Source organism: Brevibacillus gelatini (assembly GCF_003710935.1).
Lineage (GTDB): Bacteria > Bacillota > Bacilli > Brevibacillales > Brevibacillaceae > Brevibacillus > Brevibacillus gelatini.
Map to the genome: position 1 here is coordinate 43729 of NZ_RHHS01000059.1, position 20034 is coordinate 63762.

The 20034-nt window shown below is 52.0% G+C and carries 20 protein-coding genes and 1 other annotated feature; of the genes, 1 reads left to right on the forward strand and 19 read right to left on the reverse strand.

Translation table 11 applies throughout. The features are described from left to right. Window positions 1–159: 159 nt before the first annotated feature. The 10 genes from sigH to EDM57_RS21890 all read right to left on the reverse strand — a co-directional run bounded on the left by sigH (window position 160) and on the right by EDM57_RS21890 (window position 8856). Window positions 160–810, reverse strand: a complete 651-nt coding sequence (gene sigH / locus EDM57_RS21845) for an RNA polymerase sporulation sigma factor SigH (RefSeq protein ID WP_122906791.1) — start codon at window positions 808–810, stop codon at window positions 160–162. An 82-nt stretch (window positions 811–892) separates the two neighbouring features. Further along, on the reverse strand, window positions 893–1417 hold the full coding sequence (locus EDM57_RS21850) for an NYN domain-containing protein (RefSeq protein ID WP_122906792.1): 525 nt from the start codon (window positions 1415–1417) through the stop codon (window positions 893–895). A 1-nt stretch (window position 1418) separates the two neighbouring features. Next, window positions 1419–2174, reverse strand: coding sequence for a 23S rRNA (guanosine(2251)-2'-O)-methyltransferase RlmB (gene rlmB, locus EDM57_RS21855; protein WP_122906793.1), 756 nt, complete (start codon window positions 2172–2174; stop codon window positions 1419–1421). A gap of 3 nt (window positions 2175–2177) precedes the next feature. Further along, window positions 2178–2579 (reverse strand): Mini-ribonuclease 3, encoded by a 402-nt coding sequence (locus EDM57_RS21860; protein ID WP_005828899.1) that lies wholly within the window; start codon window positions 2577–2579, stop codon window positions 2178–2180. Between the two features lie 17 nt (window positions 2580–2596). Then, window positions 2597–4003, reverse strand: a complete 1407-nt coding sequence (gene cysS / locus EDM57_RS21865) for a cysteine--tRNA ligase (protein ID WP_122906794.1) — start codon at window positions 4001–4003, stop codon at window positions 2597–2599. Then, complete coding sequence (cysE, locus tag EDM57_RS21870; RefSeq protein ID WP_122906795.1) at window positions 3984–4649, reverse strand: serine O-acetyltransferase; 666 nt, start codon at window positions 4647–4649, stop codon at window positions 3984–3986. The genes cysS and cysE overlap by 20 nt, the downstream gene beginning before the upstream one ends. A gap of 82 nt (window positions 4650–4731) precedes the next feature. Then, window positions 4732–4994: a binding site (T-box leader), on the reverse strand. A 26-nt stretch (window positions 4995–5020) separates the two neighbouring features. After that, the gene (gltX, locus tag EDM57_RS21875) at window positions 5021–6487 is read right to left on the reverse strand and encodes a glutamate--tRNA ligase (protein WP_122906796.1); all 1467 of its coding nucleotides are present in this window, start codon (window positions 6485–6487) and stop codon (window positions 5021–5023) included. 82 nt (window positions 6488–6569) lie between these two features. Beyond that, on the reverse strand, window positions 6570–7043 hold the full coding sequence (gene ispF, locus EDM57_RS21880) for a 2-C-methyl-D-erythritol 2,4-cyclodiphosphate synthase (RefSeq protein WP_063231130.1): 474 nt from the start codon (window positions 7041–7043) through the stop codon (window positions 6570–6572). 3 nt (window positions 7044–7046) lie between these two features. Then, on the reverse strand, window positions 7047–7733 hold the full coding sequence (ispD, locus tag EDM57_RS21885) for a 2-C-methyl-D-erythritol 4-phosphate cytidylyltransferase (protein WP_122906797.1): 687 nt from the start codon (window positions 7731–7733) through the stop codon (window positions 7047–7049). 34 nt (window positions 7734–7767) lie between these two features. Beyond that, complete coding sequence (locus tag EDM57_RS21890; protein WP_122906798.1) at window positions 7768–8856, reverse strand: PIN/TRAM domain-containing protein; 1089 nt, start codon at window positions 8854–8856, stop codon at window positions 7768–7770. Window positions 8857–9142: 286 nt separating this feature from the next. Here EDM57_RS21890 and EDM57_RS21895 point away from each other — a divergent pair, with 286 nt between their 5' ends. Then, window positions 9143–9538 carry a DUF1573 domain-containing protein gene (locus EDM57_RS21895; protein WP_122906799.1) on the forward strand — a complete coding sequence of 132 codons (396 nt, stop codon included), beginning with the start codon at window positions 9143–9145 and terminating at the stop codon, window positions 9536–9538. A 93-nt stretch (window positions 9539–9631) separates the two neighbouring features. On the opposite strand, the gene pssA is transcribed toward EDM57_RS21895, so the two are convergent. The 9 genes from pssA to EDM57_RS21940 form a co-directional block, all read right to left on the reverse strand. Then, window positions 9632–10360, reverse strand: coding sequence for a CDP-diacylglycerol--serine O-phosphatidyltransferase (pssA, locus tag EDM57_RS21900; RefSeq protein ID WP_122906800.1), 729 nt, complete (start codon window positions 10358–10360; stop codon window positions 9632–9634). A 117-nt stretch (window positions 10361–10477) separates the two neighbouring features. Beyond that, window positions 10478–11554, reverse strand: coding sequence for a DNA integrity scanning diadenylate cyclase DisA (disA, locus tag EDM57_RS21905; RefSeq protein WP_122906801.1), 1077 nt, complete (start codon window positions 11552–11554; stop codon window positions 10478–10480). Window positions 11555–11563: 9 nt separating this feature from the next. Continuing rightward, entirely contained in the window at window positions 11564–12931 is a 1368-nt protein-coding gene (gene radA, locus EDM57_RS21910; protein WP_122906802.1) for a DNA repair protein RadA, read from the reverse strand. Between the two features lie 108 nt (window positions 12932–13039). Beyond that, on the reverse strand, window positions 13040–15490 hold the full coding sequence (locus EDM57_RS21915; RefSeq protein ID WP_122906803.1) for an ATP-dependent Clp protease ATP-binding subunit: 2451 nt from the start codon (window positions 15488–15490) through the stop codon (window positions 13040–13042). Window positions 15491–15562: 72 nt separating this feature from the next. Next, window positions 15563–16633: a protein-arginine kinase McsB gene (gene mcsB, locus EDM57_RS21920; protein ID WP_122906804.1), complete on the reverse strand. Its 1071-nt coding sequence runs from the start codon at window positions 16631–16633 to the stop codon at window positions 15563–15565. Between the two features lie 21 nt (window positions 16634–16654). Continuing rightward, entirely contained in the window at window positions 16655–17173 is a 519-nt protein-coding gene (gene mcsA / locus EDM57_RS21925) for a protein-arginine kinase activator protein McsA (protein WP_122906805.1), read from the reverse strand. A 30-nt stretch (window positions 17174–17203) separates the two neighbouring features. After that, the gene (locus tag EDM57_RS21930) at window positions 17204–17668 is read right to left on the reverse strand and encodes a CtsR family transcriptional regulator (protein WP_122906806.1); all 465 of its coding nucleotides are present in this window, start codon (window positions 17666–17668) and stop codon (window positions 17204–17206) included. Window positions 17669–17938: 270 nt separating this feature from the next. Beyond that, entirely contained in the window at window positions 17939–18625 is a 687-nt protein-coding gene (locus tag EDM57_RS21935; protein ID WP_122906807.1) for an HAD family hydrolase, read from the reverse strand. 23 nt (window positions 18626–18648) lie between these two features. Next, a complete protein-coding gene (locus tag EDM57_RS21940) occupies window positions 18649–19779 on the reverse strand; it encodes an MGDG synthase family glycosyltransferase (RefSeq protein ID WP_122906808.1) in 1131 nt (376 codons plus the stop codon). Window positions 19780–20034 lie beyond the last annotated feature (255 nt).

The following is a 20034-nucleotide window of genomic DNA, read 5'->3' on the forward strand; positions in this document are numbered from 1 at the left end:
GTCTAAGGCTACCTAAATAAATTTATCACACCGAAATACCCATGTCAAACAAATCGACTTGACAAAAAGAAGGCCTTTTGCTTCCATATTCCGCTGCTTTTGTTATGTACAAAGCTTTCTGCTCCAAGGTGCCCAGAAACAAAAAGAGATTCCCCTGTTCTACAGATGAATCTCTCTTCCTTCCAGATAGCGCTCCAGCTTGCGTTTGACGCGCTGCAAGGCATTATCAATCGATTTGACGTGACGCTTGAGTTCGACGGCAATTTGCTGATAGGACCGTCCATCCAGGTAGAGCATCAGCACCTGCCGCTCCAGGTCACTCAAAATTTCACTCATTTTCCCTTCGATGTCATCAAACTCTTCGCGATTGATGAACAACTCTTCCGGATCAGTTACCTTGGTCCCGGAAATCACATCGAGCAGAGTCCGGTCAGAATCCTCGTCGTAAATCGGCTTGTCCAGCGAGACGTACGAGTTGAGCGGAATGTGCTTTTGCCTGGTCGCCGTCTTGATCGCCGTGATGATTTGGCGAGTAATACAGAGCTCGGCAAACGCCTTGAACGACGTGAGCTTGTCCCCTCGGAAGTCGCGAATGGACTTGTACAGACCGATCATGCCTTCCTGTACGATGTCTTCGCGGTCAGCCCCAATAAGAAAATAGGATCTCGCTTTGGCACGCACAAAGTTCTTGTACTTGTTAATCAAGAATTCCAGAGCTTCGGCATCATTATCGCGAACCAGGTCGACTACTTCTTCGTCGGTCATTAGTTCATATTGGGCATGTTTTAACTCCTTGAGGTCAACACTCACAAATGATCCCTCCGCCAACCGGTTTCTCCATAGCTAGCGCTATTATACATGATGCCGTAAAAAAGCGTCAACCGAATCCAAGTTATTCCCTTCTCCATTTTTCGAATATTTTCGCTATTTCGTCATCCAATACAATCCGTTTGGAGAATCGTTTTTCGTGTGTTTTTTCGACTTGTTGCTTGATTTCTTTGCCTGCATTTTCCATATCAAGCAGCAACTCCCGCGCTGATTTGCGCAAGGCTCCCTGTCCAAAAATGACGCGCTGGGACGTATAATCCGAGGTCGCTACATAAATTTGTCGATTTTTTTGGTGAAATTCGGAGACAAGCTGCTCAATTTTTTCGTCAGCCGTCTCCTTTTTCTTCGTGAAATAGATTTCCACCAGATAGTCTTCCATTTGCCGACCGATGCCCGGAACGTTATACGCGTCGAACACGATAATGACTTTTGTTCCGGTGTAGCTTTGATACTCCGCCATTTTGGAGATCAACAGATCGCGGGCCTCGTCCATCCGCTCCTGCTCCTTCAAAATGCGCAACTCAGGCCAGGCCCCGATGATATTGTAGCCGTCCACGATCAAGAGCTGCTTGGCTTTTCTTTTTGCCATCTCACTTCACCCGCGTCGAAAGAGGGCTCCTGGAGCGGTATACTTCATACATCAGCAAAGCAGCGGCCACCGACGCATTCAGGGAGGTTACGTTGCCGACCATGGGAAGGCTGTAGAGAAAATCACAGTTTTCCCGCACAAGACGGCTCATTCCTTTGCCTTCACTGCCGATGACGACGGCGAGCGGCATTGTGTAATCGCCCTCGCGGAAGTCCTGCTTGGCGCTGGCGTCCGTTCCCGCGATCCACACTCCGCGCTGCTTCAGCTCCTCCATCGTGCGCACCAGATTGGTGACACGCGCGACCGGCACATAGTTGATCGCTCCGGCAGACGCCTTCGCCACTGTCGCAGTCAGGCTGACAGAGCGGCGCTTCGGAATGACGATGCCATGTGCTCCCACTGCATCTGCGGTACGCATGATCGAGCCCAGATTATGCGGGTCTTCCAGCTCGTCCAGCAGCAAAAGAAACGGCTGCTCGCCTTTTTCCTCGGCACGCCGCAAAATGTCGTCCACTTCCACGTAATCGTAAGCCGCGACAGAAGCCACTACGCCCTGATGGTTGTCGGTCGACACCAGTTGGTCCAGCTTTTTGCGGTTGGCGGTAGTCACAATGACGCCCTGCTCTTTTGCCAAGGCAAAAACAGGTGCCATCAAGTTTTTGTTGGTCCCTTCCGCAATCCAGATCTTGTTGATCGTGCGCCCGGAACGCAGCGCCTCGATCACGGGGTTTTTCCCCAAAATCCACTCTTCACTCATGCTTTACTCTCCTTCCACAATCGCAAACGCCTGTTGCACAATTTCTGCGATCCGCTCTTCTTTTCCGCACAAATACAAGTATCCAATCAACGCTTCAAAAGCCGTAGCATGCCTGTAGTCGATAATATCAGCATTTTTGGCCGTGGAGCCGGACTTGGCATTCCGCCCCCGTTTTACCACATTCAGCTCTTCCTCCGGCAATGTCGGCATCAGCGCGAGCAGCACGTTGGCCTGTGCTTTGGCTGAAACGTAACGATTGGCCGCCTTGTGGAGCTGGTTAGGTTTAACCAGCCCCTTGGCGATCAGATGGTACCGCACGCAATGCGCATAGGTAGCATCGCCCAGAAAGGCGAGCACGAGTGGATTGGTCAGGTTCGGATCTCGGGTCAGTTCTTCTTTTTGCATCTAACTTCTTTAGCCCCTTATTTTCGGCGCCAGCGAACACCTTGTGGCGTGTCCTCCAGCACGATTCCTTTTGCCGCGAGCAGGTCGCGGATTTCGTCCGAGCGGGCAAAGTTCTTCGCTTTGCGCGCCTCTGTGCGCTCCTGGATCAGCGCTTCGATTTCACTGTCCACCAGCTCTTGTTCCTCGGCAATCTCAAGTCCGAGAACTTCTGTCAATTCCACGAGCAACTCCATGTAGGCGCGAACCTCTTTTGCCCCTACATTTTGGTGGCGCAAATACAGGTTCGCTTCCTTGACCACGTCGAAAATCACTGTGATGGCATTGGCTGTATTGATGTCGTCGTCCATTTCGGTGATGAACCGTTCTCGCAGTTCATTGATGATGCGCTGCTGTTCTTCCGCCTGGCCGTTCGGCTCTTCGTCTCTTGCCGTATCCAGACGATGGGAGAGGTTCGTGTAAGCCGTTTTGATGCGTTCCAGGCCGTTTGCCGCCTGCTCCAGCAGTTCTTCGCTGAAGTTGATCGGGTTGCGGTAGTGGCCTTGCAGCATGAAGAAACGGATCAACTGACCGCCAAATTTTTTACAGAGATCGCGAGCGAGCAAAAAGTTTCCGAGGGATTTCGACATTTTCTCGTTGTCGATATTGAGCATCCCGTTGTGCAGCCAGTAGCGGGCAAACACTTTTCCGGTAAAGCACTCGGACTGCGCGATCTCGTTTTCGTGGTGCGGGAACACCAGGTCAGATCCGCCCGCATGAATGTCGATTTCCTCGCCCAAAAATTTCAGGGCCATCGCCGAACATTCGATATGCCAGCCCGGTCTGCCCTCGCCCCACGGGCTGCTCCAGGTTACTTCGCCTTCCTTCGCAGCCTTCCAGAGCGCGAAGTCGAGCGGGTGTTCTTTTTTCTCGTTGATCTCGACGCGCGCGCCCGCCTGCAGATCGTCCAGCGGCTGGTGCGAGAGCTTGCCGTATTCCTGAAAACGTCCCGTGCGGAAATAGACGTCGCCCTCGCTTTCGTACGCGTAGCCTTTTTCAATCAGCCCTTCCACGAACGAGATGATCTCCGGAATCGTCTGCATGACGCGCGGCTGAATGTCAGGCGGCAGCACGTTCAGCGCACGCAGGTCCTCGTTGTACGCGTCGGTGTAGCGGTCTGCCACTTCCTTGACCGTCGTTCCCTCCTGATTCGCCACGCGAATCAGCTTGTCGTCCACATCCGTGATGTTTTGCACGAACGTCACTTCGTAGCCGCGGTATTTCAAGTAACGGCGAAGCGTGTCGAACACAATAGCCGGACGGGCGTTTCCGATGTGAATGTAGTTGTACACGGTCGGACCACAGACGTACATCTTTACCTTGCCTGGCTCCAATGTGACGAACGGTTCCTTTCGCCGCGTCATCGTATTAGTCAGTTGAATGCCCATGGTTCTTTTTATCCTCCCTCAAAAGCTCCAATTCTTTACGCAATTGATCGATTTCCTTTTGCATCAGACGAATCGAATCTGCAACCGGGTCAGGCATGTTGACGTGGTCCAGATCGTGTTTGACGCGTTTGCCATCCTGGATGACAATGCGCGCTTTAATCCCTACTACGGTCGAATTGGGCGGCACTTCCTGCAAAACAACTGCGCCGGCCCCTATCTTTGAATTATCGCCAATTTTGAAAGAACCCAACACTTTTGCACCCGTCGCGATAATTACATCGTTGCCGATGGTGGGATGGCGCTTGCCTTTTTCCTTACCGGTTCCCCCGAGCGTGACGCCCTGATAGATCGTCACGTTGTCGCCGATTTCACATGTCTCCCCGATGACGACCCCCATGCCGTGGTCGATAAACAAGCCTCTGCCAATGCGCGCCCCTGGATGAATTTCAATCCCGGTGAAAAAACGTGTAACCTGCGACACAACCCGCGCAAGGGTATACCACTTGGCCTTCCATAGCTTGTGGGCAATCCGGTGCCCCCATATGGCGTGCAAACCTGAATAGGTCATGACAACTTCCAATACACTGCGTGCTGCCGGGTCTCTTTCAAATACAGCCCGAATGTCATCTTTCATCTGTGCGAACATAGTTGGGTGGCACCTCCTGCCTGGATTTCCTACTATTTTTTAGTGAAAAAGAAAAACGTCTCCACCCCTTCCATGACGAAGGGACAGAGACGGGGTTTACCGCGGTTCCACTCTGCTTAGATCGTTTTTCATCCGGCTAAAAAACGGCCAAACGCACGATCTCGCTCTACATCCCGATAACGGTGGGAACCGTTGGCACCTACTGATGTCGTCCAAAACAGTCAGACACGTTCAGTTCACTGCTCACAGGCGCATTTCCGAACAGGGCACGCTGGATGGCTCTCACCTTTCCACCCTCTCTGTAAACGTGTATCCTGCCGTACTTCTCCTGATCGTCGCATTCGTTATATATCGCTGGCCCTTTTTACAGGCTATTTTTCATTTGCAAGCACACGCTGGGCGCGCGCCAATACTTTGTCGCGACCCAGCAAATACAGCGTCTCCGCCAAGTCGCGGCCGTGCGCTTGACCCGTTGTGCCGACACGCACCGGCATGAACAATGCTTTGCCTTTGTGGCCCGTTTCCTTTTGCACGTCCTTCAGCACCGCTTTGATGACATCCACATTATATGCATCCTGGGCTGACAGGTGTTTCACAAAAGAAGCGAGGACTTCGGCAAACTGCGGTTCTTTCAGTACCATTGTCGCTTCTTCATCGTACACCACTTCGTCCAGGAAGAAAAGAGCCGCCAATGGCACGATTTGCGCGCAGTAGGACATTTGCTCCTGATACAGCGCGACAATGCTTCTCACCCAATCCCGCTTCTCGTCAGACAGTGTCTCTTCGATAAAGCCTGCTTTTTGCAGGTGCGGAATACACATGTCGGTAATCAGATCGAGCGGCTGGCGCTTCAGGTAGTAGTTGTTCATCCAGTTCATTTTGGTCGCATCAAACACGGCCGGCGACTTGCTCACGCGCTCCATGGAGAACAGCTTGACCAAATCGTCCATGAGGAAAATTTCTTCCTCGCCGCCTGGCGACCAGCCCAACAGAACGAGGAAGTTCACGATCGCTTCTGGCAGGAAGCCAAGCTCGCGGTATTGCTCGATGAATTGCAAAATGCTTTCATCGCGCTTGGACATTTTTTTGCCGTCCTGGTTGAGAATCAGTGCCAGGTGGGCAAATTGAGGCGGTTCCCAGCCAAAAGCTTCGTAGATCATCAATTGACGCGGCGTGTTGGACAGATGTTCCTCACCGCGAATGACGTGGCTGATTTTCATCAGGTAGTCGTCGATCACAACGGCAAAGTTGTAAGTCGGGATTCCGTCCGGACGGCAGATGACAAAGTCGCCCATTTCGTTGGAGTTGAATGTCACCTGTCCGCGGATCAGGTCGTTGACGACGTATTCGCGGTTATCCGGCACAAGGAAGTGAATGGATGGCACGCGGCCTTCCGCTTCGTATTGCGCGCGCTGCTCTTCGGTCACATGGCGATGCTTCTCCAGAATACGTGGAGTCTCTCCACGCGCCAGCTGTTCTTCGCGCTCGGCATCCAGCTCTTCCTTGGTCGCGTAACAGTAGTACGCCTTGCCTTCTGCAAGCAGTTGATCGATATATTTACGGTAAATGTCCAATCTCTCGGTTTGGCGGTATGGGCCGTAGGAGCCGCCCACATCGGTGCCTTCTTCCCATTGGACCCCGAGCCATCTCAGGTTTTTCATTTGCTCTTCATCGGCATTTTCCTTGTTGCGCGTTTGGTCGGTATCCTCGATCCGAACGATAAATGTACCGCCGTGATGTTTGGCAAACAGATAGTTAAAAAGCGCTGTTCGCGCACCGCCGATGTGCAAGTGCCCCGTAGGACTCGGCGCATAACGCGTGCGGATTTCTTTCGCCATTTTTAGCACCATCCTTGTGAATGTAAAAGGCTATGATCCTTCATGAATACGTTTCTAAGGCTCTATGTTACACCTTGCCCCTTTACTTGACAAGCAAGCAGACAGCCTGGGCCGCGATTCCTTCTCCCCTGCCCGTAAAACCGAGTTTTTCCGAAGTCGTCGCCTTCACGTTTACCTGTGAGGCGTCTTCTGCTTCCAGCACACGGGCAATGACTTCGCACATTTGCGGTATGTAAGGAGCCATTTTCGGCGCTTGCGCGATAATCGTCGCATCTACATTGCCCAAGCGATAGCCGCGCTCTTTTGCCAGCTTCCACACATGCTCAAGCAGCACCACGCTGTCAGCCCCCTTGAAGGCTGGGTCTGTATCCGGAAAGTGGCGGCCAATATCGCCCTCGCCAATCGCTCCGAGAATCGCGTCGCTGATGGCATGCAGCAGCACATCGGCATCAGAATGGCCCAAGAGGCCTTTTTCATACGGAATGGTGATTCCCCCGATAATGCACGGACGGCCTTCCACCAGTTGATGCACATCAAATCCTTGTCCAATACGCATGGATTACTCTCCCCTTCGCTTGCGCATAATTTCTTCGCCGAGCCACAAATCATCCGGCGTCGTAATCTTGATATTCTCATAGCTTCCCTGCATGACGGACACAGGATGCCCCAGCCATTCGACCAGCATCGCATCATCCGTACCGAGCTTGCCCGCTTTTTGTGCTGCCTCATGCGCCTCTTGCAGCAATGACATACGAAAAGCTTGTGGGGTTTGAACCGCCCACAAGCTTTCCCGTGCCGGGGTAGCCTCCACAAGCCCTGTGGCCCCCACCACTTTTATCGTATCCTTGACAGGTACGGCCATGATTGTAGCCTGATCGCGACGCACCTGCCGGATCATGTCGCTGATTTGCTGCTGTGTGACGAAAGGTCGGGCAGCATCGTGAACAAGCACGTAGGTACAGGATGAAGGAAGTGACGCCAGACCGTTTCTGACGCTGTCCTGCCGCTCGGCGCCGCCCAAGGTGACGGTTACTCGCAGCTTTTCCGCATCCATCAGGGCAAGCACGTCGGCGTAATCCGCTTCACTCACGACCAGGACGATCTGGTCGATCTCCTGATGCGTAGCAAAAAGGCGAACGGTGTGAACCAAAATCGGCTCTCCTGCCAGCGGCAACCACAATTTGTTTCGTTGGCCGCCCATTCTTTTGCCGGAACCGGCAGCAACGATCACGACCCCTGTACTCACGCTTTCTTTCCTCTCCCGTCTTCTGCTTCTCGCCTTACAGCGCTCTTTCCAGCAGCTTTGGCTTGGCGAAGATCATCCGTCCCGCCGAAGTTTGCAGCACGCTGGTGACCAATACGTCCACGTCGTTGCCGATGAATTCGCGTCCGCCTTCCACGACGATCATCGTGCCGTCGTCGAGATAGGCAACGCCCTGACCGTGCTCTTTGCCGTCTTTGATGACCTGCACGTTCATTTCTTCCCCTGGCAGCACGACCGGTTTCACGGCGTTGGCCAGATCGTTGATATTCAAAACTGCCACGCCTTGCAGCTCGCATACTTTGTTCAGGTTGAAGTCGTTGGTGACGACTTTTCCGTTCATGACCTTCGCCAGCTTAATCAGCTTGCTGTCCACTTCGGATACTTCTTCAAAGTCGCCTTCCCAAATCTGTACCTTGACCTTCATTTCCTTCTGAATCTTGTTGAGGATGTCCAGACCACGGCGGCCGCGGTTGCGCTTCAGCACATCCGAAGAATCCGCGATGTGTTGCAGCTCCTCCAGGACAAAGCCCGGAATGACCAGCACGCCCTCCAAAAAGCCCGTGCGACAAATATCGGCAATACGTCCGTCAATGATGACGCTCGTATCCAAAATCTTGTGCTCGACATTGGTCGCTGCAGCAGCCTGTTCCTTTTTCTTATCCTTGCGTCCAATAGAGAAAACCGACATAATCTCGTCCCGCTTGCGAAACCCTACCTGAAAGCCCAGATAGCCGAGCAACCCGGAAACAACCAGCGGCAACAGATCACCTATAAGCGGAACCGGAATCTTGCTGATGGGCAGGAATAATAAAAAGGCAACAATAAGACCACTAATCAACCCCATCGCTCCGAACATCACGTCAACAATCGGCATTTTGACGAGCGTCTCTTCTCCCCAGCGAACCACCTTCAACACATAGTCCAAAAGCCAATTGGCCAAAAAGAAGAACAGAATGGCACCAAGTACCGCCCCAATATATTGCGCTCCGGCAACTACGCCAAAATTCAACAGCGGGTTGAGCAGCGAAAACAGCTCTGTACCGTATTGGTACCCCAAGCCACCGCCAACCAAGACAAAAAAGATTTTTCCTATGCGGCGTACCATGCCTTCACCTCCTTTTATTAATATAGACAGAAGCCTATGAGTAAAACCCTGTTTCTTTCCAAATAGCGAAATTGCTTCATTCTCGCTTTCCCTCACTATAGCAAAAAAGATTTTACCATGTCAAATAGCCAAAAATTTTAACATAGTTGTCATTTTCCCGTCAACATCAAACACCTGTTTCCTTCCCGGGCAAATTGACAGCGGCCAGACTCCCTTCTTATAATGGCAGTAACACATGAGCGAAAATTGTGACGATATGAACAGCTTAAAGCAGAGGTGAACCGATATGGACAACCGAAATGTAGACGACTTTCAAGCGCAAGTATCCGAGCTTTTGATCCGACATCGAAGCGTACTGGACGTCATGTCCAAAGTTCAGGAAACGGCGTCTCGCATCAATCGCTCCCTGACAAAAGCCATCACCGAATGCGGCTGTGTAGAAGTGGTAGCCAAAAAACAAAGCTACGACGCAAGCAAAAGCCTGGAGGAAAACAAGGCTCATCTGGACACTCACTTTAAAGGCCCACTATGCGAACATTGTCGCGACGTAGTCACAGCAGAACTTGGCAAGAACCTTTTTTACCTGACTGCCTTGTGCAACATTACGGACATCAAGCTGGCGGACGTCTTGGAAAAAGAATCGGCCCGGCTGAATACGCTCGGTGTGTTCAACCTCTCTTAACCCCTCACTCGTATTACGAATGAACCCTCCAAAAAGTTGCATGCAAAAGCAAAAAACCCGCAAATCGAAACGCGGGTTTTTTCGTTGCCTGGCTTATTCAAATGGCACAGATTCTTCTTCCTTGTTTTTTCGCTTGCGTAATTTTTTGACGAGAAAGTCAACGTTTTTTTTTATTCCATACAAGGCATAGAAGGCAAGCGGCAGGAAAACAATTTTGGGAAACTGCTGCGGATACTTGATCGCCACCACGACAACAATTGCGATAATGATCGGCGTAATCCAGTAGGCCGATTTGGGAATCCCGACCTTTTTAAAGTTCGGATACTTGACCTTCGACACCATGAGGAAAGCGAGAAGCAGCATGCTGACCGCAAGCAGTACCGGATTGAAAACCTGATGATACAAGGCCAGCGTCGCCAGCACACCACCGGCGGCTGTGATCGGCAGCCCGATGAAATACCCCGGAACGCCGGCCTGAACGTTGAATCGGGCCAGACGGAGCGCGCCGCAGATCGGGAAAATGGCGGTAACGAGAATTCCCAGCAAATCAAAGTGCTGCAGGACAACAACATACATAATGAAAGCCGGAGCTATCCCAAACGTAATGACGTCAGAAAGCGAGTCAAGTTCCTTACCAAATTCGCTTTGCGCATTCAGCATCCGAGCGACGCGTCCGTCCAGCCCGTCTGCCAGCATGCCGATGATGACCGTAATTGCCGCGTAATCGACGTAATGATCGCCTCGAAACGCAAGGATGATTGCCAAGACTCCCAGAAACAAGTTGCTTACGGTTAGCATGTTCGGCAACGATTTCACGAACATAGACTACCTCCTGATTTCTTTTGCAGAGGAGACGGTGTATCCTGTCAAGCTTGCTGTTGCTTTCAAGTCCCCTGGGCAAATGTTGAATAACAAATAATGCCTTTATCCTATTCTACCTCAAATGTGCCTGTCAATGAACACTTGTTCCTGAATCCGTTTCAGGCCCTCCTTGATCGCCCGTGCCCGCACCTCGCCGATCCCTTCCACCTCGTCTAGTTCCTGAATGGTCGCCATCATAATTCTCGGCAAATAATGAAAATGCGCAACCAGATTGGTGATGATGGACAGCGGCAAGCGGGGAATTTTGTACAAAATCCGGTACCCCCGCGGCGACACCGCCTCTTCCAGCATGCCGGCACTTGCGGAAAACCCGAGAACACGCAGGAAAGACCCGAGCTCCAGCACTTCCTCCGAGCTTAGCTTTTTCATATCGCGCAGTACCACCTCTGGAGAATGCGCCGCGTCTTTGGTGTAGTCGCGAATGAGCATGTGTGCTTCTTCCTCAATATTCGAGACAAGCTCCTCCAACTGCATGCTGACGAGCCTGCCTTCTGTCCCCAGTTCACATATGTACTTGGCAATTTCCGTCTTGATCCGCAGTACCATCTCAATCCGCTGCAAGACAGATGCGACTTCATGCAAAGTGACCAGCTCTTCGAATTCAAGTGCGCCGAGATTGGTCAAGGTCTGGTCCAGCACCGCCTTGTATTTTTCCAGGGTGGAGACAGCCTGGTTGGCCTTGGCGAGAATGACGCTAATATCGTTCAGCACATAGCGAAAATTTCCTTGGTACAAGGTAATGACATTGCGCCGCTGGGATATGGCGATGACCAGGTAGTTCGTATGGATCGCCGTCCGTTGTGCAGTCCGGTGACGAGTACCTGTTTCGCTGGTGTGAATGGAAGCGGGAGGAAACAGTTGGGTATTGGCGTACAGGATTCGTTTGGCATCTTCACTTACTATAATCGCCCCATCCATCTTCGCCAATTCATACAAATGTGCAGGAGAAAAATCGCAATTGATCGAAAAGCCGCCATCGACGATTTGCTTCATTTCCGGTCCGTAGCCGACGACGATCAGTCCGCCTGTTTTTGCGCGCAGAACATTTTCGAGTCCTTCGCGAAGCTGCGTCCCCGGCGCGACCAAACGAAGCACATCGCCAAACTGCGGAGTTCTTTTTGGGTTCTCCTGCATAGCCCGCCCCTACCTCCTTATCACCTCGTTCAATGCATCCGCGATATTGCCGACGCCGATCACTTGCATATCACCAGGCACATCCAGGCCGCGTATGTTTTTCTCCGGTATAATCACGCGTTTAAAGCCGAGCTTGTGCGCTTCCCGCACGCGCTGTTCAATCCGCGATACGCCTCGCACCTCTCCGGTCAGGCCGATCTCCCCGATCACGACGTCATGCGGATTGGTGGGATGGTCGCGGAAGCTGCTGGCGATGCTGACGGCTATCGCCAAATCGACAGCAGGCTCATCCAGGCGGACGCCCCCAGCCACGTTGACATACGCGTCCTGGTTTTGCAGCATCATCCCCATGCGCTTTTCCAAAACGGCCATAATCATTGCCACACGCTGGTGATCGACGCCTGTCGCCATTCTCCGCGGAGTGACGAAGCTGGTCGGTGCCACGAGTGCCTGAAGCTCAACCAGGACGGGACGGGTGCCTTCCATGCTGGCTACGACGGTGGAGCCTGCCACACCGAAGGGACGCTCAGCCAAAAAAATCTCAGAAGGGTTGGCAACCTCTTCCAGTCCGCGATCTTTCATCTCGAAAATACCGATCTCGTTTGTCGAGCCGAAACGATTTTTGACAGCGCGCAAAATGCGGAACGTGTTGTGACGCTCCCCTTCAAAATAGAGAACGGCGTCCACCATATGTTCAAGCATACGGGGTCCCGCGATTGAGCCTTCTTTGGTCACGTGGCCGACAATAAATGTAGCGATTCCTTTCCCCTTGGCAATCCGCATCAATTGGGCTGTCGCCTCGCGCACCTGCGCCACACTTCCGGCCGCGGACTGCACAGCGGGATGGAACACGGTTTGGATCGAGTCGATAATCAAAACATGAGGGTCTACTTGATTAATATGCTGCTCGATCAATTCCAAATCATTTTCTGCCAACACAAACATCGGGGGCGTCTGCATGTGCAGCCGGTCTGCGCGCAGCTTGATCTGCTTTGCGGACTCCTCCCCGGATACGTACAGCACTTTGGCCCCTTGATGAGCCAGTGCAAAAGAGGTCTGCAGCAGCAGCGTAGACTTGCCGATGCCCGGATCGCCGCCGACCAGGATGAGCGAACCCGGAACAAGCCCTCCCCCGAGCACACGGTTCAATTCACCGATGGTGGTGTCCATGCGCGGCTCTTCTTCGCTGGCTACCTGCGTCAAAGGGATAGCCGACTGGCGCGTACCGCCGCCAAGCCCTTCGTGACGGTGTGCCGCCTTGATTGCCACTTCTTCCACCAATGTATTCCAGCTGTTGCAGCCTGGGCATTTTCCCATCCATTTTGGCGATTCATAGCCACATTCTTGACACGCGTATTTCGTTTTATACTTTGCCATCATCGCACCCTCGCTTGGATTTTCTTCTCTACTTTTATCATAGTTGTACGGCCAAAAAAAGAATACCTCCCAAAACAGGAGGCATTCTTCACGCTGCTTTCGCCCAGCTTACGATGTTGTTTTTTCCAGTCGTTTGACGACCAGCTTGCCATCTTCGGCTTCGATGTTGACCGTATCGCCTTTGCTGATGGTGCCTTTGAGCAGTTCTTCCGACAATTTGTCTTCGATGTGGCGCTGAATCGCACGACGCAGTGGGCGCGCCCCGTACGCCGGATCGAATCCTTCTTTTGCCAGCAGCTTTTTGGCATCTTCCGTCAAGTAGAAGTCAATGTTTTGTTCTCTCAAACGCTTACGCAGTTCGTCGGTCATCAGCGATACGATTTGCTCGATGTGCTCCTGCTCCAGGGAGTGGAACACGATGACTTCGTCGATGCGGTTCAGGAATTCCGGACGGAAGCTCTTTTTCAGCTCATCCATGACTTTGTCCTTCATATCCTGATATTTTTTCTCGGTATCGTTGGTGGTGAACCCGAGTGTCGTGTTTTTCTTAATCATGCTGGCCCCGACGTTGGAGGTCATGATGACGACGGTGTTGCGGAAGTCTACCGTCCGGCCCTTGGAGTCGGTCAAACGTCCGTCATCGAGAACCTGCAGCAAAATGTTGAACACATCCGGGTGCGCCTTCTCGATCTCATCCAGCAGGATAACGGAGTACGGCTTGCGGCGCACTTTTTCCGTCAACTGGCCGCCTTCGTCAAAGCCGACATACCCTGGAGGAGCGCCTACCAGACGGGCTGTCGAGTGTTTCTCCATGTACTCGGACATGTCGACGCGGATCATGGCGTCCTCGTCTCCAAACAGCGTCTCTGCCACGGCACGAGCCAGTTCGGTTTTCCCTACACCTGTCGGGCCGAGGAAAATAAACGAGCCGATTGGGCGTTTCGGGTCTTTCAGACCGGCACGGGCACGGCGGATTGCACGGGCAATCGATTTGACTGCTTCGTCCTGGCCGATGACGCGATCATGCAAAATCTCTTCCATTTTCAAAAGACGCTCTGTTTCCTCTTCCTTCAGCTTCAGGACCGGGATTCCCGTCCAGCTGGCGACGACCGTAGCGATGTCCTCTGGCGTCACTTCCATGTTCAACTTGCCTTGGCGCTCTTTCCAGTCTTTCTTCGTTTTGTCCAGTTCTTCGCGAAGCTTTTGCTCCTGATCGCGCAGTGCTGCTGCCTCTTCAAACTCCTGCGATTGCACGGCAGCGTCTTTTTCCTTGCGCACCTCTTCCAGACGTCCTTCCAGCTCCTTGAGGTTAGGTGGAACGGTGAAGGACTGCAAACGCACCTTGGACGCCGCCTCGTCCACGAGGTCGATCGCCTTGTCCGGCAGGAAACGATCGGTAATGTAACGGTCAGACAGCTTCACTGCCTGCTCGATGGCTGCATCGGTAATTTTTACGCGGTGATGCGCTTCGTAACGGTCACGCAAGCCATGCAGGATGCGGATCGCGTCCTCTGCCGTCGGCTCATCCACCTGAATCGGTTGGAAACGGCGCTCCAGGGCAGCGTCCTTTTCGATGTATTTGCGGTACTCATCGAGGGTGGTTGCCCCTACGCACTGCAGTTCGCCACGAGCGAGAGCCGGCTTGAGGATGTTGGAGGCGTCAATCGCGCCTTCCGCACCGCCTGCACCGATCAAGGTATGCAACTCGTCGATGAACAGGATGATGTTGCCTGCCTGACGGATTTCATCCATGATTTTTTTCAGGCGGTCTTCGAACTCACCGCGATATTTGGTGCCCGCCACGACGGTTCCCATGTCGAGTGTCATGACGCGCTTGTCACGCAGCGTCTCCGGAATTTCGTTGTTCACGATTTTTTGCGCGAGACCTTCTGCGATGGCTGTTTTCCCTACACCAGGCTCCCCGATCAATACCGGATTGTTTTTGGTGCGGCGGCTCAGCACTTGGATCACGCGCTCGATTTCTTTTTGACGGCCGATCACAGGGTCCAGTCCGCCATCGCGTGCGATTGCAGTCAGATCGCGAGCCAAACCGTCCAGTGTCGGCGTATTTGCTGCCGGATTGCCGCCGGAAGGCTGATGCGACGCCATCATTTCCGAGCTGCCCAACAGTTGCAGCACTTGCTGGCGCGCCTTGTTCAAGCTGACGCCGAGATTGTTCATGATTCTCGCGGCAATGCCTTCGCCTTCGCGGATCAGACCGAGCAGGATGTGCTCTGTGCCCACATAGGTGTGACCCAGTTTGCGTGCTTCGTCCATGGACAGTTCGATCACTTTTTTGGCGCGAGGTGTATAGTTGGGTGTGTAATTACTGCCGGACTGCTCTGTTCCGCGTCCGATCAACGACTCTACTTCGCTCTGGATTTTGTCGAGGCCAAGTCCGAGCGATTGCAAAGCCTTGGCAGCAATCCCGTCACCTTCCCGAATCAATCCCAGCAGCACATGCTCCGTCCCGATATCTTTGTGACCGAGACGCACCGCCTCTTCCAAGGCAAGCGCGAGTACCTTTTGTGCTCGTTCTGTAAAACGTCCAAACATCATATCGCACACCTCCGTATAACCCGTAATTTTCTCTATATGTTCACTTCAGTTGATACCTTATGTTCTGGTCAATCACACCCGGCCAGTCGCACTGAGTCTCTCCCGAATCAACCGCGCCCTTCTTTCGTCGCGCTGGTCCGGCGTCAGCTTTTGTCCTGCATGATGCTGCAAGAACCCCGGCTGCGTCGTCACCAGCAGCTCGTTCATCACCAGAGGCGTTACGCCCGAGATGATGCCCAGGTCAATGCCCAGTCGCACGTCAGAGAGGCGTTGGGCCGCTTCCTTGGACTCCATGGTGCGCGCATACAGCAAAGTTCCGTAAGAACGGAAAATGCGGTCTTCCAACGAGATGCGCGTATGCTCCAGCAAATAAGTACGTGCTACGCGTTCCTGCTCAATGATCTGTCTGGCAACGCCGTAGAGGTTGGAGAGAATATCGGTTTCCGACATTCCGAGCGTGACCTGGTTGGAAAGTTGGAACAGGTTTCCTAGAGCTTCGCTGCCTTCCCCGTAAATTCCTCTAACAACCAGACCAACTTGATTAATCGCCTGCAAAATTCTGCTGATCTGCTGCGTCATCACCAATGCAGGCAGATGCAGCATGACAGAGGCGCGAATCCCCGTACCGACGTTGGTCGGACAACTCGTGAGATAGCCTCTCGTCTCATCGAATGCGAAGTTCAGGTGTTTCTCAAAAATATCATCAATTTTGGTTCCTATTTCCCATGCCTCATTCAAACGAAACCCTGGCAACAGCACCTGAATCCGAATGTGGTCCTCTTCGTTTACCATAATGCTGACAGACTCGTCGGGACTCAGCAGCACAGCGCCTTTTCGCGATTCCTCCGCCAAATGCGGGCTGATGAGATGCTTTTCCACCAGTACCCGTTTCTCCAGCGGATTGATTTGGTCCATATGGAGAACCTGCAGCGGATGGCGCTTGCGCATGGCTTCGGATTCGCTCACTTCCGTTACCTTTCTGACCACTTCCTCGCCTTGCGAGTCAGTTGCCAATAACGGAAAAGGGTGCTGGCGCAAGTTTCGGGCGATGCGCAGCCGTGTGCTGATGACAATATCGGAATCAGGACCTTCTCCTTTCATCCAATTGCTCCACGGATTTTGCATAAACTGCTTTTGTGACATGACCAGCTTACCTCCCCTTTGTTACGACTTGGCGATTTTTTGTTCCAGCGCGCGGATGCGGTCGCGCATCTCAGCCGCTTTTTCAAATTCCTCGCTGGCGACGTGGTGTTGCAACGCTCGTTTTAACTGCTCCAGTTCTTTGCGGATTTTCAACTGCCCGCCTGTGCGTTCCGGAACTTTGCCAATATGTTGGGTATTGCCGTGGATGCGTCGGAACAGCGGATCGAGCCGATCCCCCAGGAAGGTGTAGCAATCGCTGCAGCCAAATCGGCCGCTTTTGCTGAACTGGGCATACGTGAGTCCGCACGTCTCGCAACGGAGCGGTTTGCTGGTAGCAGGCTCGCGTCCGTTTTTTTGCATGGGATCAAATTTTAACAGTCCTGACAGGAGATTGTTGATGCTGAAGTTGTGAAATCCGGTAAAGACGTCCCCTTTTTCGGAAGCACAATGCTCACAAATATGGTATTCGGTTTTTTCACCATTGACGATTTTCGTCAAATGAAGTGTCGCCGGTCGTTTTCCGCATTCTTCACAGTTCATAACATCCTACCCCCTAACACTTGCTTCCGGTTACTTTAACAAGATAGTCGCAATCATCTGCTTTAAAATATTGGCCCGCAAACGATCCCGCAATTCAGACTCAAGAGTCAAAACATTCCGCGAGGTTGCGATTTTCATCAAGGCTGCTTCTCTGGCGTTGACCAGGCCTTCTTCCTGCAGCCTTTCTATAATTGCGTTCCCGACACTCTGTGAGATGCTTTCGCCAATCAGCTCTTCGGTCAGTAATTCCTGCAATCGCGCCTTGCTCACAATCTGTACCTTGCGAATGCGGATATAGCCTCCGCCTCCACGCTTGCTCTCTACAATGTACCCTTTTTGTACCGTAAATCGCGTATTGATGACGTAGTTGATTTGAGACGGCACACATTGAAATAAGTCGGCAAGCTCACTACGCTGGATCTCGATTGAGCCATTGGGACTTTGTGTCAAAATGCCTTTTAAGTGTTGTTCAATGATGTCCGAGATGTTACGCAAGTCATCGCCTCCTATTCCATATGTGTATGTGCTTGCTACTGACTTTGACTATCTTTGACTTTAATTATAATGGGTTTGCAACGCGCTTGCAAGTGATCGCTACACTTAATATTGTGGGCAAAAGGCGGGCGCTTGAACCATCGAAAACGGTTAAAGCGCGACCGTTTTGTCGACGGCATGCGGCACGTTTCGGCTCATGAACTGTCGAGGCGTTTTTTCGTTTGTTTATAACAGATATAACAGAAAAAACCACTCCTCGAAAGGAATGGTTTATGTCAGTCTTTGTGATTGGGTGTAAATTTCCAGCAAATGATCCAGTAATTGCGCGAACTGCGTAATGACGACATCTGCCCCGTCCAGTTCTCCTGGCTTGGCGAAGCCGAAGTCACATCCGATGGTAAACAGGCCGTTTTTTACTCCGGCCTCTACATCGGAATGGCGGTCGCCTACCATGACCGCCTGTTCCACCTGGTAATCGGCTATGAGCTTGGCTACCAGATCCACTTTGGAACGCGTGCGGAACCGTCCCGCCGAGTACAAGTCCGTCAGCAACGGCTTGAGTGCATACTCCTGGCAAATGGCTTCTATGTATTCCTCCTGTCCGTTGCTTGCGACAAACAGCGGAATCCCCTTGGCATGAAGCTGCTCCAGCGTCTCCCTCACGCCAGGGTACAAATCGGTCACTTTTTCTTTGAGCAAGGCAATTTCGTTTTCCAGCAAAAAAGCATCCGCCGCGCGGACAGCTTCTTCATTCGCCCCTGGCAAAAGCTTTTTCCATACCTGTTCGACAGTCATTCCAAGCACGTTGACCAGCTCTTCCTCGCTTGGCGTCTCGCCTGTCCACAGGCCTTTTTCTCTCAATCGCTCAAATGTCCGCAAAAAAGCGGGCGTCGACAGCTTCTCCGTCTGCAGCAACGTGCCATCCATATCAAAGAAAATGGCAAACGGCATACTCATACGCTTCCTCCTGTTAGCCCGTTCTACGAACTTTTGTTAGTGGTTGCTTGCAACATACTCATATCATCCAAAATAAATTCTGCGATGCGCTGGGCGGCATCCGGCTTTGCTATTTTTTGCCCCATCCGTCGCATGTAGTCAACTTTTGACGGACTGTGCAACAATTCATCGATAAAGTAAATGAGCTGCTCGGACAAATTGGCGTGTACGGCGCAGCCGTTGTTTAGCAGGAAGTGGCTGTTTCTCTCTTCCTGTCCCGGCAGCGGGTTGTAAATAATCATGGGCACCCTCTTGCTCATCACTTCGGCAGATGTCAGTCCGCCGGATTTGGTGACGATCAAATCGGCAACCTCCAAATACTCATGGAAGTTGTTAATGAATTTGAGGGGAACTACCTCATGACGATACGTTTTGTTCGTCACTTTTTTGTACAGCTTTTCATTGGTTCCTGTCATTACGAACGTTTTCAGCGGAAGGTTGATGGCTTCCAGTCCATCGAGAACCTTTTCCATCGAACCGAGGCCAAGGCCTCCCCCGGAGAGAATGATGCATTTTTGCTCTGGCGCGAGCCCAAGCCTTTGCCTGATCTCATCGGCATCAAGCGGCATGCGGAACTTGCGCATGATCGGAATCCCCATCGGAATGAACTTCTGGTGATCCTGCCGGTAAATGTCAACCAGGTAGTACAATTGTTCATGTCCGATGAAGTAGTAATTGATATGATGATTAATCCATGAAGGATGGATCGTATAGTCCGTAATAATCGTATAGAGCGGTTCTGTCCAGTCATTTCTGCCCTTCAATACAGACAGCATGCAACTGGCAAAAGGATGCGTAGCAATAAAGGCATCGGGTTGAACGCTGTTAATCAGTTTTTTCAGCTTGTTCGCCAATAATTTGTTCATCAGGACGTTCATGTCAAAAAAACGGCTTTTTTCCGTGTTATGGTAAATTCTCCCCCACATTTTTGGCGACAATCTCAAAAGATTCATGTAGCTTTCCAGCAAAATCTTGTGAAATGTGGGACTGATATATTCCAACGTATCAATTATCATGGACGTACATCCATTCTCAGCCAGGCTTTCCTGCATCGCTCTCGCTGCCTGATTATGACCGTTACCGATGGAAGCGGAAAAGATTAGAATTTTTTTCATGCTTATTCTCCTTCATAACCTTGCCTCGCCTACTCCAACGCCTGGATCGGGTACCTTATCATGTTAGTCTACCCCTAGACCCCTCTGCAAGAGGGAACTTGTCGGTCATTCGGCCTAACTTGTCGACAAAAAATTCACTGGCAGCTGTGAAGCCCGAAGCCTGCTTTGCCGTCCAAAAACAAAAGCCTCCTTACCCATTGTGGAGTAAAGAGGCTTATTTCATTCCCTGAAAACTGGATCTGCATGTTTGCCAAG